Here is a 19370-nt window from a genome sequence, read left to right as displayed (position 1 = left end):
CCCTTGAACGAGGGACAGATGGGGCGTAATACGCGTCATCTGTTGGAGTACAGAGACAGGAGACTAGAATGTCGAACAGCATCAAGAGCATCCTCGCGGTTGGTCTGGTTGCCCTCGTGGCAGCCTGCGGCCAGCAGCAACAGGAAGAAGAATTCGTCGTGGTCGATCCCGAGCCGATCTCGACCGAGCCGACCTACACCGGCAAGCTCAAGTAAGAGCCCGGAGACACGACAGGGACAGGCCTTCGGGCCTGTCCTGACCAAGAACGAGACCCGGCGGTCCCTGCGCGGTTGCGGAGGCGGGTCATGATCAAGCACCGCGGGTTCCCGGGTCGACTGCCGGGCAGCGATTTCCAGTTCACCATTCGCCGCGCCAATCCGAAGGGCGCCACCGCCATCGTGCGGCGCGAGCGCTATCGCGACCGGCGCCCGGCCGACAAGCGGGCGGACACGGCCTTTGTCCGCGCGTTGTGGGAGCATTTCGGGGATCAGCCGTTCGAGCGGGGCAACCTGGACGCGGGACGGCTGAGCTGGCTTTTCGGCCGCGAAGTGCTGCCGGCCGAAGATCCTTTCGATTCGGAAAGTTACGAGGCCCTGCTGGTTCTGGACGTCGCGGCGGCACAGCGCGCCTTTCCCGACGCCTTCGACGAGGGAGGACGAGGATGAGTGCCTGTTTTTCGGTCCCTTATTTAGGCACGTTTCCGCCGACGCCTTGCGAATTCACGCAAATTACAGCCGATCAAGCGAAAGATGAGCAAAGCCACTTGGCGCAACGGCAGATTGCGGGCAGCGTGAACTTCGTAGTGGCGGCCTTCCCCCAATGGGCCGAGACATACCGTCTAAACCGTTACCCTTCCCCTGATGGGCGGCCTTTTGCAGCGACGCAAAGGCCGCCCTTTTTTGCCGCGACATCAAGGCCTTCGAGAGATAGGCGAGAGGTCGCCCAAATTCGGGGGCGGATCAAAGACGGCTTTGACGCCGACCCCGTCATCGCTTTGAGTGCGCGCAGTCATAACAATCGCGCGCGAGGCAAAATCCGATGCAGTTCTTCAAATCCACGCTTCTTCTGCTTGGGCTTTCGAGTCCGCTTGCGGCCTGCGGCGACACCGTGCCCGAACAGGCCCTGTTCGGCGGGGCCGCGGGGCTGGGCACCGCGGCGGTCGTCGGCGGATCGCTTGTCACGGGCGCGGCCGTCGGGGCCGCGGGCAACGTGGCGTTCTGCCAGGTCTATCCGAACAAATGCCTGTAACCTGAATTCAGCGCCCGGCCACGGGCGGTTCAACCTGTATGAGACCACCCCTCGCGGCAGCGGGGCGGTGGTCTTTTTCGTATCACCCCGTTCGGCGGCCGCGCCGGGGCGGGCAAGAAAAAAGGGGACGTGAGATGTTCAAGAAAATCCTGATCGCCAACCGGGGCGAGATCGCCTGCCGGGTCATCAAGACGGCGCGCAAGATGGGCATTCAGACGGTGGCGATCTATTCGGACGCCGACCGCAACGCGCTGCACGTGGAGATGGCCGACGAGGCGGTGCATATCGGGCCGTCGCCCGCATCCGAGAGCTATATCGTCATCGACAAGGTGATGGAGGCGATCAAGCAGACCGGCGCCGAGGCGGTGCATCCGGGCTATGGTTTTCTGTCCGAGAACCCGAAGTTCGCCGAGGCGCTGGAGGCTGCGGGCGTGGCCTTTATCGGGCCGCCGAAAAAGGCCATCGAGGCGATGGGAGACAAGATCACCTCGAAGAAGATCGCCGCCGAGGCGGATGTGAACACCGTGCCGGGCCATATGGGCCTGATCGAGGATGCCGACGAGGCGCTGAAGATTTCGGAAGAGATCGGCTTTCCGGTGATGCTGAAGGCGTCCGCTGGCGGCGGCGGCAAGGGGATGCGGATCGCGTGGAATGCCGAGGAAGTGCGTGAGGGCTTTCAGGCGTCGAAGAACGAGGCCGCCAGCAGCTTTGGTGACGACCGTATGTTCATCGAGAAATTCGTGACCCAGCCGCGCCATATCGAGATCCAGGTGCTGTGCGACAGCCACGGCAACGGCGTGTATCTGGGCGAGCGGGAATGCTCGATCCAGCGGCGGAACCAGAAGGTGATCGAAGAGGCGCCGAGCCCGTTCCTGGACGAGGCGACGCGCAAGGCGATGGGCGAGCAGGCATTGGCGCTGGCCCATGCTGTGGGCTATTCCAGCGCGGGCACGGTGGAGTTCATCGTCGATGGCGACAAGAACTTCTATTTCCTGGAGATGAACACGCGGCTTCAGGTGGAGCATCCGGTGACGGAGCTGATCACCGGCGTGGACCTGGTGGAGCAGATGATCCGCGTGGCGGCGGGCGAAAAGCTGTCGCTGAGCCAGGACGACATCACGCTGACGGGCTGGGCGATGGAAAGCCGGCTTTATGCCGAGGACCCGTATCGCAATTTCCTGCCCTCCATCGGACGGCTGGTGCGCTATCGTCCGCCGGTGGAGGTGGCGGCTGGCCCCTTGCTGGACAAGGGCAAGTGGCAGGACGAGGCCGAGGCCGGCGAGACGGCGGTGCGCAATGATACCGGCGTCTATGAGGGCGGCGAGATTTCCATGTATTACGACCCGATGATCGCCAAGCTGTGCACATGGGCGCCCAGCCGGGGCGCGGCGATCGAGGCGATGCGCGTGGCGCTGGACAGTTTCGAATTGGAAGGGATCGGGCATAACCTGCCGTTCCTGAGCGCGGTGATGGATCACCCGAAGTTCGTGTCGGGCGACATGACCACGGCGTTCATCGCCGAGGAGTACCCGGACGGGTTCGAGGGCGTGGAATTGGACGAGGCGGCGCTGCGGCGGATCGCGGCCAGCTGTGCTGCGATGCACCGGGTGGCCGAAATCCGGCGCACGCGGGTGTCGGGCCGGATGGATAACCACGAGCGCCGCGTGGGCGAGGACTGGGTCGTCAGCCTGCAAGGCATCAGTTTCGAGGTCAGCATCGATGCGGATCGCGACGGCGCGACCGTGATCTTCGCGGATGGCGGCAGCCACCGGGTGTCCAGCGGCTGGACTCCGGGCGATGCGCTGGCGGTGCTGAACGTGGATGACGAGACGCTGGTGCTGAAGGTCGGCAAGGTCTCGGGCGGTTTCCGCATCCGCAACCGGGGCGCGGATCTGAAGGTGCATGTGCGCACGCCGCGTCAGGCGGAACTGGCGCTGTTAATGCCCGAGAAACTCGCCGCTGATACATCGAAGATGCTGCTGTGCCCGATGCCGGGCCTGATCGTCAGCGTGAACGTTCAGGAGGGCGACGAGGTGCAGGAAGGCCAGGCGCTGTGCACCGTGGAGGCGATGAAGATGGAAAACATCCTGCGGGCCGAGAGAAAAGCCGTGGTGACCAAGATCAACGCCGGACCGGGCGACAGCCTGGCGGTGGATGACGTGATCATGGAGTTCGAATGACGCGGTGACCCTGCGCGGATCTCATATCCTGCCCGCGGCCATGGCGGGCGCGGTCCTGCTGGGGGCCTGCGCGCGCGATGACGAGGCGTCGATGCGGGCGCGGCTGGCGCCGTGGTTCAGCCTGGGCGAGACGCTGGCGTTTTCGTCCAGGGCGCACTGCGCTGCGGCGGCGTTTCGGCTGGTAAGTGCGGATATCGGCGCCGCGGTGCCGGTGGAACGCAACGTGCCCGACATGCTGCGCGCGCTGCCGTTGAGGGGCGTGGCGGCGCTGGACGACCCGGAGATGACGCCGGATGCGGCGATGGTCGACGCGGTCAACATGCAGCGCACGTTCGGGATGCAGATGCGTCGCGCCGGGCTGGAGGCCCGGCCCTGCATGGACGGCAAGGTGGGGGTGGAGTTCCGCCGCCTGCTGATGCGCCCCGAGACCGTGCTGGCCTATGAGACGACCGAGGGCACGCTGATGCTGATGGACCGCGCCAACCGGGTTCTGGTGGTCGCGGCGGGGGAACGGGCATGAGCCGCGCGGGGGATCAGTTCTCGCCCAGCCGGTCGCGGATCTCCTGCTGGCGGATGGGCATCTTGTCGATCACGCGGGACAACTCGCGTACGCTCCACGGGGCGGGCTTGCGCAGTTCGACCTCGCCGTCCTTGCCGATCAGCACAAGCATGAAGCCGCGCGGGCGCAACTGCCGGCGCAGCGCGCTGGAAGCGGCCGGATCGGTGTCGGTCAGGACGACCACGTCGCGGCGCTCGAGATCCTCGAGCCGGGCGGTGAGGAAGTTCATCTGTTCGACGAAGCGCGGGTCCGAGGCGTTGTCGGCGAAGACCACGACGGGCCGCTTTATCCAGAGAAATTCACTCAAATCCGCATTTTCGCCCGGCAGGATGATGCCGTCGAGCGGGGTTCCGTCGGTCGCACGGGCCGCGCTCCACGTCAGTGCCGACGCGGTAAGTGCCAGAAAAGTAATGAATAACAGCTTTCGCATCGGGCCTCCTGCTGGACCAGATATAGGCGCGAATGCGCCGAATGCGAAGGCCGTTTGGCCGCAGGGCCGCGAAAATTTTACCGTTAATCCCATGGTCAGGTCCCACGCTGCAGGGTGGCGCGACGCAAGGTCGACCGCCCGCATGACGCGGGCCAGACGGGAAAGGCGCGGGATCATGGACGTTGTTCTGCATATCGGGGCCCACCGCACGGCCACCACCACGTTTCAGGCCTACCTGGCCGAAAACCGGGGCGCGTTGAAGCGTACGGGCGTCATCGTCTGGGGGCCGAAAGAGACCCGCGACGGGCTCTTGACCGGTGTGATCCCGGTGGACAGCCCGCGCCCGCCGCAGGAACAGCTGGACCGCGCCCGGGCGCGCGTGGCGATCAACATCGCCCGCGAACGCAGGGCCGGCGCCAAGGTGCTGGTGATCACCGACGAGAACATGATCGGCGCGCCGCGCCGGTGCTTGCGGCAGGGGCGGCTCTATCCCGATATCGGGCAGCGCATGGCGCGGTTCGCTCATGCGTTGGACGGACAGGTGACGCGGGCCTACCTGTCGATCCGCAGCCACGAGAGTTTCTGGGCCTCGGTTCTGTCCTATGGCGTGGCACGCGGCCACCGCGTTCCGGACACCGCGACGCTGGAGGCGCTGGCCGCGTCTCCGCGGCTGTGGCGCGATGTGGTTCTGGACGTGGCCTGCGCACTGCCGGGGGTGAAGTTGACCGTGATGCCTTACGAAATTTTCGGCAGACTTCCGGAGCGGATGCTGGAACACATGACCGGTCTTGGCCCGATGCCGCGTGCCCACGCGCGGGAATGGATGAACCAGGCGCCCAACCTGCCGCAGCTGCGCCGGATCGTGAAGGACCGCGGCGGCGCACCGGCCGGCCTGCCCGAGGGGCCGGGCAAGTGGCAGCCGTTCGACGACACCGCCCTGCGCGACATGCGCGAGGCCTATGCCGACGACCTCTACTGGCTGCGTGCCGGGGCGGAGGGATTGGCGCAGCTGACAGAGGAAACCGGACCGGTGAAGACGGGGACAAACCCGCGCCCGGACCAGAGGAAAAGAGGACAAGACGATGGGATCGAAAACCGACGATTGGCGTAAGATCGCGGAAGGCGAGCTGAAGGGCCGCAAGCTGGAGGACCTGACGTGGAAGACCCTTGAGGGGATCGACGTCAAACCGCTTTATACCGAGGAAGATGTCGAGGGGATGGAGCACCTTGGCACCATCCCCGGGCAGGCGCCGTTCACGCGGGGTGTGAAGGCGACGATGTATGCCGGGCGGCCCTGGACGATCCGGCAATATGCCGGGTTCTCGACAGCCGAGGAATCGAACGCGTTTTATCGCCGCAACCTGGCGGCCGGGCAGCAGGGCGTCTCGGTGGCTTTCGACTTGGCGACGCATCGCGGTTACGACAGCGACCACCCGCGCGTGGTGGGCGATGTGGGCAAGGCCGGCGTCGCGATCGACAGCGTCGAGGACATGAAGGTGCTGTTCGACGGCATCCCGCTGGACCAGGTGAGTGTCAGCATGACGATGAACGGCGCGGTGATCCCCGTGCTGGCCAGTTTCATCGTCGCGGGCGAGGAGCAGGGGCACGACCGCAGCGCCCTGTCGGGCACGATCCAGAACGACATTCTGAAAGAGTTCATGGTGCGCAACACCTATATCTATCCGCCCGAACCCAGCATGCGGATCGTCAGCGACATCATCGAGTTCACCGCCAACGAGATGCCGCGCTTCAACTCGATCAGTATTTCCGGCTATCACATGCAGGAGGCCGGCGCGAACCTGGTGCAGGAGCTGGCCTATACGCTGGCCGATGGGCGCGAATACGTGAAGGCCGCGATCGAGGCGGGGATGGACGTGGACCGATTTGCCGGGCGGCTGTCGTTCTTTTTCGCCATTGGCATGAATTTCTTCATGGAGGCGGCGAAGCTGCGGGCCGCGCGCCTGCTCTGGCACCGGATCATGACGGAGTTCGGGGCGAAGAACGACCGCTCGAAGATGCTGCGGACGCATTGTCAGACCAGCGGCGTCAGCTTGCAGGAGCAGGATCCCTACAACAACGTGGTGCGCACCGCCTACGAGGCGATGAGCGCGGTTCTGGGGGGAACGCAGAGCCTGCACACCAACGCGCTGGACGAGGCGATTGCGCTGCCCACGGATTTCAGCGCGCGGATCGCGCGGAACACGCAGTTGATCCTGCAGGAAGAGACCGGCGTGACGGCGGTGGTCGATCCGTTGGCGGGGTCCTATTACGTCGAGAGCCTGACCGCAGAGTTGGCCGAAAAGGCGTGGGAGCTCATGGAAGAGGTCGAGGAGATGGGCGGCATGACCAAGGCCGTGGCCAGCGGGATGCCCAAGCTCAGGATCGAGGAAAGCGCCGCCACGCGGCAGGCGATGATCGACCGGGGCGACGAGGTGATCGTCGGCGTCAACAAGTACCGCAAGGACCGCGAAGACCCGATCGACATCCTGGACGTGGACAACGTCAAGGTGCGCAATGGGCAGGTCGAGGCGCTGGAGCGCATTCGCGCGGAACGCGACGAGGATGCCTGCACGAAAGCGCTGGATGAATTGACGCGCCGCGCCAAGGACGGCGGCAATCTGCTGGAGGCCGCGGTGGAAGCGGCCCGCGCAAGGGCTACTGTGGGGGAAATCAGCATGGCCATGGAAAAGGAATTCGGGCGGCACCGCGCCGAGGTGAAGACGCTGGCGGGGGTCTATGGCAAGGCCTACGAGGGGGACGAGGGCTTTGCCGCGATCCAGAAATCGGTGGAGGCCTTTGCCGAGGAGGAGGGGCGGCGGCCGCGGATGCTGGTCGTAAAGATGGGGCAGGACGGGCATGACCGGGGCGCCAAGGTGATCGCCACGGCATTCGCCGATATCGGGTTTGACGTCGACGTGGGCCCGCTTTTCCAGACGCCGGACGAGGCGGCGCAGGACGCCATCGACAACGACGTGCACGTGATCGGTATCTCCAGCCAGGCGGCGGGGCACAAGACGCTGGCGCCGCAACTCATTGACGCGCTGAAGGAGAAGGACGCGGGCGACATCATCGTGATCTGCGGCGGGGTGATTCCGCAGCAGGATTACGAGTTCCTGACCAAGGCGGGCGTGAAGGCCATCTTCGGTCCCGGCACCAACATCCCCGAGGCGGCGCAGGATATCCTGCGGCTGATCCGCGAGGCGCGGGCGGGCTGATGCAAAAGCGCTCCAAGATCCTGGTCGGCATGGCGGCAGGGCTGGTCTGGGCGGTTGCGGTGCTGTGGATCGGCCGCCAGATCCCTGTGCCGATGGCGATGATGCAGCCGACGCTGATGGGCGCCGCGTTCGGCCCCGGCGTGGTGTTGGCGATGATGATCGGCCGGCTGGCGCAGCGGCGGTTCTTCGATGGCGAGTCGATTGACGGGCAGCCGTTGACCGGCGGGGCGGCGGTGGATGCGAAGGTGTTGCAGAACACGGTCGAGCAGGTCGTGCTGGCCTTGTGCATCTGGCCGCTGGTGGGGTTCTTCCTGGGCGCGGGCACGGTGCTGGCGTTGGGGATCGGCTTTGCCGTGGCGCGGCTGGCGTTCTGGGTGGGGTATCATGTCGCGCCGGCCTTGCGGGCCTTTGGATTTGCGGCGACGTTCTATCCGACGGTGCTGGCGGCGCTCTGGGTGCTGTACCGGCTGACATTGGGGTAGGACATGCTGAGACTGGATCATTTCGCGGTGGCGGCCGAGACGCTGGACGAGGGCCGCGCCTATGCCGAGGAGGCGCTGGGCGTGGCGTTGCGGCCCGGCGGGCAACACGCGCATTTCGGCACGCATAACATGCTGCTGGGGCTGGAGGAGGGGCTCTACCTGGAGGTCATCGCGATCGACCCCGACGCGCCCAAGCCGGGGTACGCGCGGTGGTTCGATCTGGACCGGTTCGTGGGGCGGCCGAGGCCGACGAACTGGATCTGCAACACGCCGGACCTTGGCGCTGTGGTGGAGCGCTTTCCGCAGGCGGGCGTACCGGTGCCGCTGGCGCGAGGAGATCTGCGCTGGCAGATGGCGGTGCCACAGGATGGGCGGCTGCCGTGGGACAACCTCTTTCCGGCGGTGATCGAATGGCAATGCGAGCAGCATCCGGCGCAGATGTTGCCGGCCTCGGGATGCCGGCTGGACCGGCTGGTGGTGACGCACCCCGAAGCGAGGGCGTTGGAGGACGCGCTGGCGCCGGTGCTGAGCGACGGCCGCGTCGTCTATGAGACGGGGGCCGCGGCGCTTGTGGCCGAGCTGACCACGCCGCGCGGGGCGTGCGTGCTGGCATGAAGGTGCGGGCGGCGGAAGCCGGCGACGCCAAGGCGTTGGCCGGGATCGTCAATCACTACATTCGTGAGACCACCGTCAGCTTTACCGAAGATGAAAAGACCATTCTGGAAGTTGCGCTGGCCGTGAAGACGCGCGACGAGGCGGGGCACGGGTTTCTGGTGGCCGAGGACGCGGGCGGGTTGCTGGGCTATGCCACCTACGGGCCGTTTCGCAGCGGGTCGGGCTATCGCGAGACGCTGGAGCATACGGTGCTGCTGCACCCCGGAGCCGAGCGCCGGGGCGTGGGCCGGACGCTGATGGAAGCGCTGGAGGATCACGCGGTCAGGGGCGGTGTGCATTCCCTGATCGGCGGGATCAGTGCGGAGAACGAAGGTGCGATCGCCTTTCACCGCAAGATCGGGTTCACCGAGGTGGGGCGTGTGGCGCAGGCCGGGCTGAAATTCGGGCGGCGCATCGACCTTGTCCTGATGCAGAAACTCCTGTCCCCCGAAGGCCGCGCGGCTTAGGTTGATCGCCATGTCGATCTGGAGTCGCATATCCGAGGCGCTGTCGGCGCTGGCCAGTGGCGAGACGCTGGCCAGCGTGTTCGACCGTCTGCGCACGCCACCCGAGCGGACGGTGGCCTTCGCGATTGCCGTGATCGCGCTGGGGGCCAAGATGGCCAAGGCGGACGGGCAGGTGACGCGCGACGAGGTGACGGCGTTCCGTGAGGTGTTCCAGATCGCCCGAGACGACGAGGCGGGCGCGGCGAAGGTGTTCAACCTGGCGCGGCAGGACGTGGCGGGGTTCGAGGAGTATGCGCGCCGGATCAAGGCGATGTTCGGCGGAGATGAAGCGACCCTGAACGATCTTCTGGAAGGGCTGTTCCACATCGCGGTGGCGGACGGGGTGTATCATCCGAACGAGGACGTGTTCCTGTCGGAGGTTGCGACGATATTCGGCCTGCCGGAGCGGGAGTTCAGCACGCTGCGCAGCCGTTTCGTACCGGATGCCAAGCCTGACCCCTATGCCGTGCTGGGGGTGACACCCGAGACGCCGCTGCCCGAGATCCGCAAGGTCTGGCGCAACAAGGTGCGCGAGATGCATCCCGACCGGATGGTGGCACGCGGCGTGCCGCAGGAGGCGATCAAGCTGGCCGAGAAGCGGCTGACGGACGTGAACGACGCGTGGGAGCAGATCCAGCGCGAGGCGGCCTGAGCGATGCGGTTCGCGACGTATAACGTCGAGTGGTTCAATGCGCTGTTCGATGCGCATGACGCGGTGCTGGACGATGACGGCCCCTCGGCGCGGTATGGCGTGACGCGGGGCGATCAGCTGGCGGCGCTGGGGATGGTGTTCGCGGCTATGGATGCCGATGCGGTGATGGTGATCGAGGCGCCGGACAGTGGCCGCAAGCGCGATACCGTCAAGGCGCTTGAAGCGTTCGCCGAGATGATGGACCTGCGGGCACGCAAGGCGCTGATGGGGTTCGTGAACGACACGCAGCAGGAGATCGCGCTGCTCTATGACCCGGACGTGATGACGTGCCGGCATGATCCCCGGGGCGAGGAGACCGGCAAGAAAGGGTCGAGCGAGGCGCCGCGGTTCGACGGCGTGTTCCGGATCGACCTGGATATCGACGCGACCGAGGATCTGGTGGTGTTCTCGAAGCCGCCGCTGGAGGTTGCGGTGGAGGTGCGGGGCGGGTTCAGCTTTCGCATGATCGGGGCGCATCTGAAATCGAAGGCACCGCACGGGGCCACCACGCGGGACGAGGTGATGCGGCTGGCCATCGCAAACCGGCGCAAGCAGCAGGCGCAGGCGGTGTGGTTGCGCAAGCGGGTGCGGGCACATCTGGAAGAGGGCGAGCACCTGATGCTCCTTGGGGACCTGAACGACGGTCCGGGGCTGGACGAGTACGAGAACGTGTTTGGCCGCTCGTCGATCGAGGTGATCATGGGGAGCGCCGAGGCGGGCGAGTTGCGGCTTTACGATCCGCACGCGCGGCGGGCGTTGAACCAGCGGATTGGCGCGCAGCACAGTTCGGCGCGGTTCTATCTGAAGGACGAGGGGCGTTACCTTCAGGCGTTGCTGGATTACATTATGATTTCCAGGGGGTTGCGGGCGAAGGCGCCGATATGGCGCATCTGGCATCCGTTCGAGGATCCCGAATGCTGGAAGGTGCCGGAGCTGCGCGATGCGCTGCTGGCGGCGTCCGATCACTTTCCGGTCACGCTGGATATCGACCTATGATCTTAAAATTGTCACCGAACGCGCTATATTGGGAGTATGAAACAGACTCTGTCCATTGCCGCCCTGTCGCTGACCCTTGCCACTGCCTCGCCCGTTCTGGCGCAGGAAGAGGGCGAGAGTGAGGGCATGAACCTGATGGAACGCGGTGCGCAGATGTTCATGGAAGGCATCATGCGCGAGATGGAGCCGGCGTTGCGCGACCTGGAAGGGCTGGCGCAGGACATGGAGCCCGCCGTGCGCAATTTCGTGCAGGAGATGGGCCCGGCCTTTGCCGACCTGCTGGGCGAGATCGACGACCTGAGCAATTATCATGCGCCCGAAATCCTTGATAACGGTGACATCATCATCCGGCGCAAGATGCCTTTGGAAGATGACGTCGATCCGGATGGCGACGGCGAGATCGAGATTTAGGTCCGGGCGCGGCGCGGGCGCAGCAGCTTGACCTCGAACTCGGCCTGAAGCGTGTCGGCCAGCGAGGCGAGGCGCGTCTGCGCCACCTCGCCGTAGAGCGGCACGGCCTCTTCGGTCAGGCGCAGGACCAGCTGTTTCTTCTTGGGATGCCATGTCAACTCGCCCAGCTGGGTGTCCTTGCGCAGCCAGAACATCGCGGCAAAGCGCATCGCCTTGCCCAGAACCTCGGCCTGATGCTGGCCGCGCTCGTCCAGAAGTCCGGCCAATTTCTCGAACCGGGTGCCCTCGCGCTTGTTGGAATAGCGGTGCAGGAGGGCGAGACCCAGGAACACCCGTTCGGAATGCTTGAGCCCGCCGAGATTGGCGCGGGTGGCGTTGTCGAAGCAATCCTCGGCGCGGTAGTCGGGATGCGAGCGCCAGCTGACGTCGTGCAGCAGGCAGGCGGCGCGGATGATGCGCAGCTTGTCGGGGCGGGCGCTGCGGAAAAGCGGCTCGACGAAGTGATAGATGGCGCGGCCATAGCCGGGCAGGCGGGCATCCTTGGCCTCGGCAAAGCGGCACGCCTCGATCAGGGGATCGCGGTCGCGTAGCTGCTGGGGCATCTGTTCGTACAAGAGCCCCTCGCGGATGCCGTAGCTGGAGATGGCGATGTCGCGGGGGCCGAAGGTCTTGACCAGGCGGCGCAGCACCTCGGCGGCGTCGGGCACAAGCGCCATACGTTGCGAGGAAACGCCGGCGCGGTTGCGCAGATCCTCGGGGTCGCTGTCGGCGATGTAGTCTGCGGTCTTGCGCACGTCCTTGGGCGTCATGCGGTATTCGTGCAGGACGTGCAGCGGATAGCCGCGGCGTTCCATGTCGATCTTGGCGATGGCCCGCCACGAGCCGCCGACGAGAAAGAGGCGGTTCTTCTGCTCGCCCAGTTCGTCGTGCATCCGCTCCAGCGTGTCCTTGATGAAAGCCTTGCGGGCCTTCTTGCCGCCCTTGACCTCCTGCAGGGAGAAGGGGCCGAGGCGGGAGGTCAGGCGGCGGCCGACCTGGCCGCCGTTGATTTCGGCCAGTTCCATGGAGGAGCCGCCGATGTCGCAGACGAGGCCGTAAGAGCCGGGCCAGCCCAGAAGCACGCCCTGGGCCGAGAGGCGCGCCTCCTCGGGGCCGTCGATGACCCAGAGATGGACGCCGGTCTCGCGCTCGATTTCCTCGCGGAAGGCGTCGCCGTCGGTGGCCTCGCGCACGGCGGCGGTGGCGACGGCGGTGAGCGGGCCGGTGCCCATGTTCTCGGCCAGACGGGAAAAGCGTTTCATGGCGGCCAGCGCGCGTTCGCGCCCCTCGGGGTTCAGCCGGCCGGTTTCCGACAGGCCCTGGCCCAGCCCGCACATGATTTTCTCGTTATAGAAATAGGCCGGGCTGCGGGCGGCGCCGTCGAACACCACCATGCGGACCGAGTTCGAGCCCACGTCGACCACGCCCACACGGCTGAGCGCCTTGGCCGCGTCCTTGTCGAAGAGCGGGCGCCCGAAGGGGCCCCATTCGCTGTGTTCAGGATCGGTCGTGCCGTCCATGACATCCCCGGCTTGGTAACGACCCTTTATATGCGACAGGGGGCCGCAAGGGTCAATCGTCGGTATGGGTGAGTTTGGGCACGTCCGCCGCCCCGGCGGAGCCACGGCCCGATAGCGACGGGTTTTCCATGAAGAAGCGGTGGCAGTTGAAGGCGAAGGTGCCTTCCTCGGTCAACTCGCGGTGGAAGCTGCCGTCGGGGGACATCACCCAGGTTTGTGCCACATCAGCGAGGTTGGCGGCCATGACCTGGCCCACGATCTGGGCCTTGACGGTGGGGTTGGTGATCTCGACCAGGGTCTCGACCCGGCGGTTGAGGTTGCGGCCCATCCAGTCGGCGGAGGACATGTAGACCTTGGCCTTTTTCGAGGGCAGGCCGGCGCCGTTGCCGAAGCAGACGATGCGGGAATGTTCCAGAAAGCGCCCGACGATGGACTTGACGCGGATGTTTTCCGAAAGCCCCTTTATCCCCGGGCGGATGCCGCAGATGCCGCGCACGACAAGGCAGATCTTCACGCCGGCCTGCGAGGCGGCATAGAGCGCGTCGATGACATCGGGTTCGATGATGGAATTCATCTTGGCCCAGATCTCGGCCGGTTTGCCGGATTTGGCGTGCTCGCACTCGGCCTCGATCATTTCCAGCAGGCGAGGTTTCAGCGTGGTGGGCGAGATGGCGAGGTTTTCCAGCTTTTCGGGCTGGGCGTAGCCGGAAAGGTAGTTGAATACCTTGGTGGCATCGCGGCCCAGCGAGGAATCGCAGGTGAAAAGGCTGAGGTCGGTGTAGATCTTGGCGGTGATGGGATGATAGTTGCCGGTGCCGTAATGAGTGTAGGTCACCAGCTTGTCGCCCTCGCGCCGGACCACGGTGGAGATCTTGGCGTGGGTCTTGAGATCGAGAAAGCCATAGACCACGTGGGCGCCCGCGCGTTCCAGCCGGCGCGACTGGCGGATGTTGGCGGCCTCGTCAAAGCGGGCCTTAAGTTCGACCAGCGCGGTCACGGACTTGCCGTCCTCGGCAGCCTCGCACAGCGCCTCGACGATGGGGCTGTCCTTGGAGGTGCGGTAGAGCGTCTGCTTGATCGCCACCACGTCGGGGTCGCGGGCCGCCTGCGTCAGGAAGCGGATGACCATGTCGAAGGTCTCGTAGGGGTGGTGCAGCAGCATGTCCTTTTGCCGGATGGCGGCGAACATGTCGCCGTCATGGTCCTGCACCCGTTCCGGCACGCGGGGCGTGAAGCTGGGCCACAGCAGGTCGGGGCGGCTGTCGAGCACCATTTCCTTGAGATCGGCAAGCCCGATCATGCCGTCGACCTCGACCACCTCCTCGGGGCGGACCTCCAGTTTGTGCATGATGGTGCGGCGCAATTCCTCGGGCGCGCCGGAGGAGATTTTCAGGCGCACAACCTCGCCGCGGCGGCGGCGTTTCAGGGCCACCTCGAACTCGCGCACGAGGTCCTCGGCCTCTTCCTCGACCTCGAGGTCGCTGTCGCGCAGGACGCGGAAGTTGCAGTGGGCCTTGTAGGTGTAGCCCGGGAAGAGGTGATCGAGGTTCAAAAGCAGCAGGTCTTCGAGCGGGAGGGCGCGGTACTGGCCCGGCTCGGACGGGACGGTGACGAAGCGGTCGATCTGGTTGGGGATGGGCAGCAGTGCCTGAAGCGGGCGCTTGTCGGACTTGCGCTGCATCTGGAGCGCCAGAGAATAGCCGAGATTGGGGATGAACGGGAACGGGTGCGCGGGGTCGACGGCCAGCGGCGACAGGACCGGGAAAACCTGTTCGAGGAAGATCTCGCTGAGATGGGCGCGGTCCTCTTTCGTGAGGCTGTCGATGTCGAGGATGATGATGCCCTCGGCCTCCATCTCTTGCCGCAGGTCTTCGAGCGTGCCCTGTTGCTGGGCCAACAGCTTGCGCGCGTCCTCGTCGATCAGGACAAGCTGTTCGGCGGGGGTGAGGCCATCGGCGGCGGGGGTGGTGTTGCCGGCGTGGGCCAGTTCGCGCAGGCCCGCGACGCGGACGTTGTAGAATTCGTCGAGGTTGTTGGCCGAGATCGACAGAAAGCGCAGGCGTTCCAACAGAGGCACGCGGGGGTTCTGCGCCTCTTCGAGGACGCGCCAGTTGAAGCCCAGCCAGCTGAGCTCTCGGTTGAAGAATCGCCCGGGGCCGGTGATGTCGAGGCCGTCGATCGTCACGGGGGCCGGGGCAGTTGACTTGAGGAAATCGGCGTTTGTCATAGGGCCCTTATGCGATTGCGACGTAACGATAAGGTGACGACTGTGCCGTCAGAGACCTGCCTTGTCCAGCACGTCGCGGGCAAAGGGGCGGGTGATGGCTCGTTTGCGGGAAAGTGCGGCGGAATCGAGCAGTGCGACGACCTGGCGGGCGGCTTCGAAGGAGCGGTCGATGTGGCTCACGAGGTAGGGGATGACGTCCGGCGCAGGGGTGAGCTGGCGGTCGTCGAAGAGCTTGGCGAGGATCGCGGTCAGCAGGCGGTCGTCCGGCAGGTCGAGTTCGACCGCGGGCGTGCCCTGCATCCGGCTGGCAAGGTCGGGCAGCGCGAGGTTCCAGTACTTGGGCGCGGCATGGGCCGTCAGCAGCAGGAAATGCCCCTCGGCCAGCGTCAGGTTGTGCAGGTGAAAGAGCGCGGTTTCGGCGGTGTCATCGCCGGCGATGGTCTCGCAATCCTCGACCGCGACATGGGTGCGGGCGAGGGCGGGGATGTCGGCCTGCGCGAGGTCGCCCGCGGGCACGATGGTGGCGCCGCTTTGCGCCGACCAGACATGGGCGAGATGGGTCTTGCCCGAGCCGGGCGGGCCGTGCAGGACCAGCTTGCGGGCGGGCCATGCCTGCCACGTGTCGATCAGGGCCACGGCCTGGGCGTTGGCGGCGGAAACGAAGAAGTCCTCCCGCCCGTGTGCCGGTTTGGCGGGCAGGTCGAAGCTGAGCTGCTGTGCCATTTATTCAGTGTCCCGTGACTCCTGCCCTTGATATAGGGCACTGTCGAGATATTGCCGCACGGCAAAGCGCATCAGCACACCGATGGCCGCAGCCACGGGCACGGCCACGAGCATGCCCACGAAGCCGAAGAGCGCGCCGAAGACCGACAGCGCGAAGAGCAGCCAGACCGGGTGCAGGCCGACGGAGTCGCCCACCAGCTTGGGCGTGAGAATGTTGCCCTCGACCACCTGGCCCAGCACGAAGATGCCGGCGACGAGTCCGATGGACAGCCAGTCTCCCCAGAACTGGAAGAGCGCGAGGCCGATGGCCAGCACTCCGCCGATCAGGGCGCCGACATAGGGAATGAAGGTGATGAGGCCGGCGATGGCCCCCACGACGAGGCCGAATTGCAGGCCCACCAGCATGAGAGCGACGGCATAGTAGGTGCCGAGGATCAGGCAGACGGTGCCCATGCCGCGGATGAAGCTGGCAAGCGTGGCGTCGATGTCGCGGGCCAGGTGGCGAATGATCGGCGCGTGCTCGCGCGGAAGCAGGCGGTCGATCTCGGCGATCATGCGGTCCCAGTCGTAGAGCAGGTAGAAGGCCACGACCGGAACGATGACCAGCAGGACGGCCACGTTGACGAGCGAGCCAAGGGAGGCGAGCACGGTTTCGACCACCTGTCCGCCGCGTTCCTGGATGGTGGTGCCGATGGTGGCCAGCGACTGGCGCAGGGTGGAATCCTGGTCGACGAGATCCGGAAAACGGGCGGTGAGGAAGTTTTGCAGATCGTTGAAGAGCTGTGGCGCGATGTCGATCAGGTTGGCGGTCTGGTTCACCAGGGTTGGAATGACCAAGAGCGCCATGATCACGAAGATGCAGATTGCCACCAGCGTGATGAGCGCGACCGCCACCGCCCGCGAGGCGCCCATGCTTTCTATACGGTCGGCCACGGGGTCGAGGAAATAGGCCACCGCTCCGCCCAGCACGAAGGGCAGGATCACGTCGCCCAGGAACCACATGACAACGAGGAACATCGCGATGGCGATGCCCCAGAATTGAATTTGTGTCCGGACGGGAAGGGCCATGCCACCTCGGGAGAACGAAATGCGTCACCTGCTTTTCGCGCAAGGGGGGCAGCGTTGCAAGCGCCTTCCGGCTTGTCTGGCGGGCGTTGAGGCCATAAACGGGGCGGGAGCACGCAATGACCAGAGGTTCCCCATGCGCCTGTCCAAGTATTTCCTGCCGGTCCTGAAGGAGACGCCCTCGGAGGCGCAGATCGCCAGCCACCGCCTGATGCTGCGGGCGGGGATGATCAAGCAGGCCAGCGCGGGGATCTATTCGTGGCTGCCCCTGGGCTTCAAGGTGTTGCGCAAGCTGGAGAATATCGTCCACGAGGAGCAGGTGCGCGCCGGTCATATCCCGATGCTGATGCCGACGCTGCAATCGGCGGATTTGTGGCGCGAAAGCGGGCGCTACGACGCCTATGGCCCCGAGATGCTGCGCATCCGCGACCGGCAGGACCGGGACATGCTTTACGGTCCGACGAACGAGGAGCTGATCACGGATATCTTCCGCGCCCATGTGGGCAGCTACCGGGATTTGCCTCTGACGCTGTATCACATCCAGTGGAAGTTCCGCGACGAGATCCGGCCGCGCTTTGGCGTGATGCGGGGGCGCGAGTTCTTCATGAAGGACGGGTACAATTTCGACCTGACGAAGGAAGACGCGCTGCACGCCTATAACCGCCACCTGGTGAGCTACCTGCGGACCTACGAGCGGATGGGTTTGCAGGCGATTCCGATGCGGGCGGATAGTGGCCCGATCGGGGGCGACGACACGCATGAATTCCTGGTGCTGGCCGAAACGGGCGAGTCGGAGGTGTTCTATGACAGCGAGATCACCGACCTGAAGTTTGGCGCGCGCGAGATCGATTACAGTGACAAGGCGCAGTGCCAGGCGGTGCTGGAGGAGTTCACGAGCCGCTACGCGCGGACGGATGAAACGCACGACGAAGCGGTCTTCAACCAGATCCCCGAGGACCGCCGCCGCGTGGCGCGGGGGATCGAGGTGGGGCAGATCTTCTATTTCGGGACCAAGTATTCCGAGCCGATGGGCGCCACGGTGCAGGGGCCGGACGGCAAGCCGGTGCCGGTGCATATGGGCAGCCACGGGATCGGCGTGAGCCGTCTGGTGGGCGCGATCATCGAGGCCAGCCATGACGACAAGGGCATCATCTGGCCCGAGGGCGTGACGCCTTTCCATGCCGGGATCGTGAACCTGAAACAGGGCGACGGCGAGGCGGATGCGGCCTGTGAAAAGCTCTATGCGGCGCTGAAGGGCAAGGGGCTGGACCCGCTTTACGATGACCGGGACGAGCGGGCGGGCGGCAAGTTCGCCACGATGGACCTGATCGGGTTGCCGTGGCGGATCACCGTGGGGCCGCGCGGGCTGAAGAATGGCGTGGTGGAACTGACCAGCCGCCGCACCGGTGAGAGCGAGGAGATGGCGCCCGAGGCCGCCGTGGAGAAGATCGCGGAGATCTACGCGTCGCATCGCGGTGAGGCCGGCACGGTGGAGCCGATGGCGGATCGGGCGTTCCATACCTGGATGTGACGGGCCTGCGGCGCGGGGCCTGAGCCGGTGCCGCGCCCGGTCACGATAATCTTGTTTCTGGATTTGCGCGAAACGCGCTATACTTGCCTCAAAACAAAAGACGACAAAACGAGGCAGAGCAATGATCATCAAGGGACTGGCCCTGGCGGGCGGGCTGTGCTGTGCACTGGCCGCGTCGCAATTTCCCGAGTTTTCCCAACAGTACAAGCAGCGCCTGTCGGGCGCTGTGGATGAATTGGCATGGGTGGTGGAGCGGTTCGATGCGGATGCCGCGGCGCTTGGCCTGAGCCGCGACGCGGCGCTGAGCGATCTGGCGCGCGGAACCGCCATGGCGCGGGCGCGCAGCGAGAGCATGGGGCAGGTCCTGATCCGGCATGAGCGGTTGTCTGCGCATCTGGAGCATCTGCGCACGACCAATTCGGTCAGCGCGGCGCTGATCGGGTGGCAGTACCTGGACCCGGAACTGGCGCAGAAGACCTGGGGCGATTTCGAGCCTGCGGTGCCGGCGACGGTGGCGGGAGCGGGCTTTGGCCTGGGCGGTTTCCTGGCGGGGTATACGCTGATTGGGATGCTGCTGGGCGGCCTGGGCCGGATCGTGCGGCGCAGGCCGGTGGCGACACCGGCGGAGTAGGTTGGGCGAAAACTCTGACGGATTAGTCCGGGAACGGTGCGGCCAAGACGAACACGAGCCGCGCGATTGCCAGACCGCGGGCTGGCGACCCGAGTGGTGCTCAATGCACTTTATTGTTGCCACATCCAGAAAACCTCGGATCGAAGCACTAACGTCACCCAATCGCCAGCCCGGGGGGCGGTCTGGCGATCGCGCGGCGGCCTTCGGCCTTGATTCCGCGCGGGGCTTGGTTCCTCCGTTGGGTTCGTTTGCGAAACCGGGG

General features: G+C 65.6%; 20 protein-coding genes. 15 read left to right on the top strand and 5 right to left on the bottom strand.

Translation table 11 applies throughout. The annotated features are described in order from the left end of the window. The first annotated feature begins 68 nt into the window (after window positions 1-68). The 5 genes from RBB31_RS12495 to RBB31_RS12475 all read left to right on the top strand — a co-directional run bounded on the left by RBB31_RS12495 (window position 69) and on the right by RBB31_RS12475 (window position 3948). Window positions 69-215 carry a hypothetical protein gene (locus tag RBB31_RS12495; RefSeq protein WP_201455410.1) on the top strand — a complete coding sequence of 49 codons (147 nt, stop codon included), beginning with the start codon at window positions 69-71 and terminating at the stop codon, window positions 213-215. A gap of 90 nt (window positions 216-305) precedes the next feature. Continuing rightward, window positions 306-665, top strand: coding sequence for a hypothetical protein (locus RBB31_RS12490; RefSeq protein WP_306129635.1), 360 nt, complete (start codon window positions 306-308; stop codon window positions 663-665). A gap of 373 nt (window positions 666-1038) precedes the next feature. Then, on the top strand, window positions 1039-1248 hold the full coding sequence (locus RBB31_RS12485) for a hypothetical protein (protein ID WP_306129634.1): 210 nt from the start codon (window positions 1039-1041) through the stop codon (window positions 1246-1248). Window positions 1249-1382: 134 nt separating this feature from the next. After that, complete coding sequence (locus tag RBB31_RS12480) at window positions 1383-3428, top strand: acetyl/propionyl/methylcrotonyl-CoA carboxylase subunit alpha (RefSeq protein WP_306129633.1); 2046 nt, start codon at window positions 1383-1385, stop codon at window positions 3426-3428. Between the two features lie 4 nt (window positions 3429-3432). Next, the gene (locus tag RBB31_RS12475) at window positions 3433-3948 is read left to right on the top strand and encodes a hypothetical protein (protein ID WP_306129632.1); all 516 of its coding nucleotides are present in this window, start codon (window positions 3433-3435) and stop codon (window positions 3946-3948) included. Between the two features lie 13 nt (window positions 3949-3961). Here the strand turns inward: RBB31_RS12475 and RBB31_RS12470 are convergent, their stop codons facing one another. Next, window positions 3962-4417, bottom strand: a complete 456-nt coding sequence (locus tag RBB31_RS12470) for a DUF4174 domain-containing protein (RefSeq protein WP_306129631.1) — start codon at window positions 4415-4417, stop codon at window positions 3962-3964. A gap of 175 nt (window positions 4418-4592) precedes the next feature. Here RBB31_RS12470 and RBB31_RS12465 point away from each other — a divergent pair, with 175 nt between their 5' ends. Genes RBB31_RS12465 through RBB31_RS12430 form a run of 8 tightly spaced genes read left to right on the top strand, consistent with a single transcriptional unit; the run spans window position 4593 to window position 11372 of the window. After that, on the top strand, window positions 4593-5528 hold the full coding sequence (locus tag RBB31_RS12465) for a hypothetical protein (RefSeq protein WP_306129630.1): 936 nt from the start codon (window positions 4593-4595) through the stop codon (window positions 5526-5528). Continuing rightward, window positions 5500-7632: a methylmalonyl-CoA mutase gene (gene scpA, locus RBB31_RS12460; protein ID WP_306129629.1), complete on the top strand. Its 2133-nt coding sequence runs from the start codon at window positions 5500-5502 to the stop codon at window positions 7630-7632. The genes RBB31_RS12465 and scpA overlap by 29 nt, the downstream gene beginning before the upstream one ends. Beyond that, window positions 7632-8114: an MAPEG family protein gene (locus tag RBB31_RS12455; RefSeq protein ID WP_306129628.1), complete on the top strand. Its 483-nt coding sequence runs from the start codon at window positions 7632-7634 to the stop codon at window positions 8112-8114. Before scpA ends, RBB31_RS12455 begins: the two co-directional genes overlap by 1 nt. A gap of 3 nt (window positions 8115-8117) precedes the next feature. Then, entirely contained in the window at window positions 8118-8729 is a 612-nt protein-coding gene (locus tag RBB31_RS12450; protein WP_306129627.1) for a VOC family protein, read from the top strand. Next, on the top strand, window positions 8726-9235 hold the full coding sequence (locus RBB31_RS12445; protein WP_306129626.1) for a GNAT family N-acetyltransferase: 510 nt from the start codon (window positions 8726-8728) through the stop codon (window positions 9233-9235). Before RBB31_RS12450 ends, RBB31_RS12445 begins: the two co-directional genes overlap by 4 nt. A gap of 10 nt (window positions 9236-9245) precedes the next feature. Next, on the top strand, window positions 9246-9926 hold the full coding sequence (locus RBB31_RS12440) for a molecular chaperone DjiA (RefSeq protein ID WP_306129625.1): 681 nt from the start codon (window positions 9246-9248) through the stop codon (window positions 9924-9926). Between the two features lie 3 nt (window positions 9927-9929). Further along, window positions 9930-10961, top strand: coding sequence for an endonuclease/exonuclease/phosphatase family protein (locus RBB31_RS12435; protein WP_306129624.1), 1032 nt, complete (start codon window positions 9930-9932; stop codon window positions 10959-10961). Between the two features lie 36 nt (window positions 10962-10997). Next, window positions 10998-11372 (top strand): hypothetical protein, encoded by a 375-nt coding sequence (locus RBB31_RS12430; protein ID WP_306129623.1) that lies wholly within the window; start codon window positions 10998-11000, stop codon window positions 11370-11372. Here RBB31_RS12430 and RBB31_RS12425 read toward each other — a convergent pair. The 4 genes from RBB31_RS12425 to RBB31_RS12410 are packed head-to-tail and all read right to left on the bottom strand — an operon-like array spanning window position 11369 to window position 16949. Further along, window positions 11369-12931 carry a Ppx/GppA family phosphatase gene (locus RBB31_RS12425; protein ID WP_306129622.1) on the bottom strand — a complete coding sequence of 521 codons (1563 nt, stop codon included), beginning with the start codon at window positions 12929-12931 and terminating at the stop codon, window positions 11369-11371. The two genes, RBB31_RS12430 and RBB31_RS12425, sit on opposite strands and share 4 nt — an antisense overlap. 52 nt (window positions 12932-12983) lie before the next feature. Continuing rightward, window positions 12984-15158: an RNA degradosome polyphosphate kinase gene (locus RBB31_RS12420; protein ID WP_306129621.1), complete on the bottom strand. Its 2175-nt coding sequence runs from the start codon at window positions 15156-15158 to the stop codon at window positions 12984-12986. Between the two features lie 48 nt (window positions 15159-15206). After that, complete coding sequence (locus tag RBB31_RS12415; RefSeq protein ID WP_306129620.1) at window positions 15207-15881, bottom strand: DnaA ATPase domain-containing protein; 675 nt, start codon at window positions 15879-15881, stop codon at window positions 15207-15209. After that, the gene (locus RBB31_RS12410) at window positions 15882-16949 is read right to left on the bottom strand and encodes an AI-2E family transporter (protein WP_306129619.1); all 1068 of its coding nucleotides are present in this window, start codon (window positions 16947-16949) and stop codon (window positions 15882-15884) included. A 133-nt stretch (window positions 16950-17082) separates the two neighbouring features. On the opposite strand from RBB31_RS12410, the gene proS reads away from it, so the two are divergent. Next, window positions 17083-18477 carry a proline--tRNA ligase gene (gene proS / locus RBB31_RS12405; RefSeq protein WP_306129618.1) on the top strand — a complete coding sequence of 465 codons (1395 nt, stop codon included), beginning with the start codon at window positions 17083-17085 and terminating at the stop codon, window positions 18475-18477. Between the two features lie 121 nt (window positions 18478-18598). After that, window positions 18599-19108: a DUF2937 family protein gene (locus RBB31_RS12400; protein ID WP_306129617.1), complete on the top strand. Its 510-nt coding sequence runs from the start codon at window positions 18599-18601 to the stop codon at window positions 19106-19108. The last annotated feature ends 262 nt before the right edge of the window (window positions 19109-19370 follow it).

Source organism: Roseovarius sp. MMSF_3350 (assembly GCF_030733425.1).
Classification (GTDB): domain Bacteria; phylum Pseudomonadota; class Alphaproteobacteria; order Rhodobacterales; family Rhodobacteraceae; genus Roseovarius.
The sequence above is the reverse complement of the archived record's forward strand: the minus strand, read 5'-3'. Positions and strand labels throughout refer to the sequence as shown.

Coding starts and splice junctions, on each gene's coding strand:
- RBB31_RS12495 (WP_201455410.1), top strand. CDS start 69: ATGTCGAACAGCATCAAGAGCATCCTCGCGGTTGGTCTGGTTGCCCTC.
- RBB31_RS12490 (WP_306129635.1), top strand. CDS start 306: ATGATCAAGCACCGCGGGTTCCCGGGTCGACTGCCGGGCAGCGATTTC.
- RBB31_RS12485 (WP_306129634.1), top strand. CDS start 1,039: ATGCAGTTCTTCAAATCCACGCTTCTTCTGCTTGGGCTTTCGAGTCCG.
- RBB31_RS12480 (WP_306129633.1), top strand. CDS start 1,383: ATGTTCAAGAAAATCCTGATCGCCAACCGGGGCGAGATCGCCTGCCGG.
- RBB31_RS12470 (WP_306129631.1), bottom strand. CDS start 4,417: ATGCGAAAGCTGTTATTCATTACTTTTCTGGCACTTACCGCGTCGGCA.
- RBB31_RS12465 (WP_306129630.1), top strand. CDS start 4,593: ATGGACGTTGTTCTGCATATCGGGGCCCACCGCACGGCCACCACCACG.
- scpA (WP_306129629.1), top strand. CDS start 5,500: ATGGGATCGAAAACCGACGATTGGCGTAAGATCGCGGAAGGCGAGCTG.
- RBB31_RS12455 (WP_306129628.1), top strand. CDS start 7,632: ATGCAAAAGCGCTCCAAGATCCTGGTCGGCATGGCGGCAGGGCTGGTC.
- RBB31_RS12450 (WP_306129627.1), top strand. CDS start 8,118: ATGCTGAGACTGGATCATTTCGCGGTGGCGGCCGAGACGCTGGACGAG.
- RBB31_RS12445 (WP_306129626.1), top strand. CDS start 8,726: ATGAAGGTGCGGGCGGCGGAAGCCGGCGACGCCAAGGCGTTGGCCGGG.
- RBB31_RS12440 (WP_306129625.1), top strand. CDS start 9,246: ATGTCGATCTGGAGTCGCATATCCGAGGCGCTGTCGGCGCTGGCCAGT.
- RBB31_RS12435 (WP_306129624.1), top strand. CDS start 9,930: ATGCGGTTCGCGACGTATAACGTCGAGTGGTTCAATGCGCTGTTCGAT.
- RBB31_RS12430 (WP_306129623.1), top strand. CDS start 10,998: ATGAAACAGACTCTGTCCATTGCCGCCCTGTCGCTGACCCTTGCCACT.
- RBB31_RS12425 (WP_306129622.1), bottom strand. CDS start 12,931: ATGGACGGCACGACCGATCCTGAACACAGCGAATGGGGCCCCTTCGGG.
- RBB31_RS12420 (WP_306129621.1), bottom strand. CDS start 15,158: ATGACAAACGCCGATTTCCTCAAGTCAACTGCCCCGGCCCCCGTGACG.
- RBB31_RS12415 (WP_306129620.1), bottom strand. CDS start 15,881: ATGGCACAGCAGCTCAGCTTCGACCTGCCCGCCAAACCGGCACACGGG.
- RBB31_RS12410 (WP_306129619.1), bottom strand. CDS start 16,949: ATGGCCCTTCCCGTCCGGACACAAATTCAATTCTGGGGCATCGCCATC.
- proS (WP_306129618.1), top strand. CDS start 17,083: ATGCGCCTGTCCAAGTATTTCCTGCCGGTCCTGAAGGAGACGCCCTCG.
- RBB31_RS12400 (WP_306129617.1), top strand. CDS start 18,599: ATGATCATCAAGGGACTGGCCCTGGCGGGCGGGCTGTGCTGTGCACTG.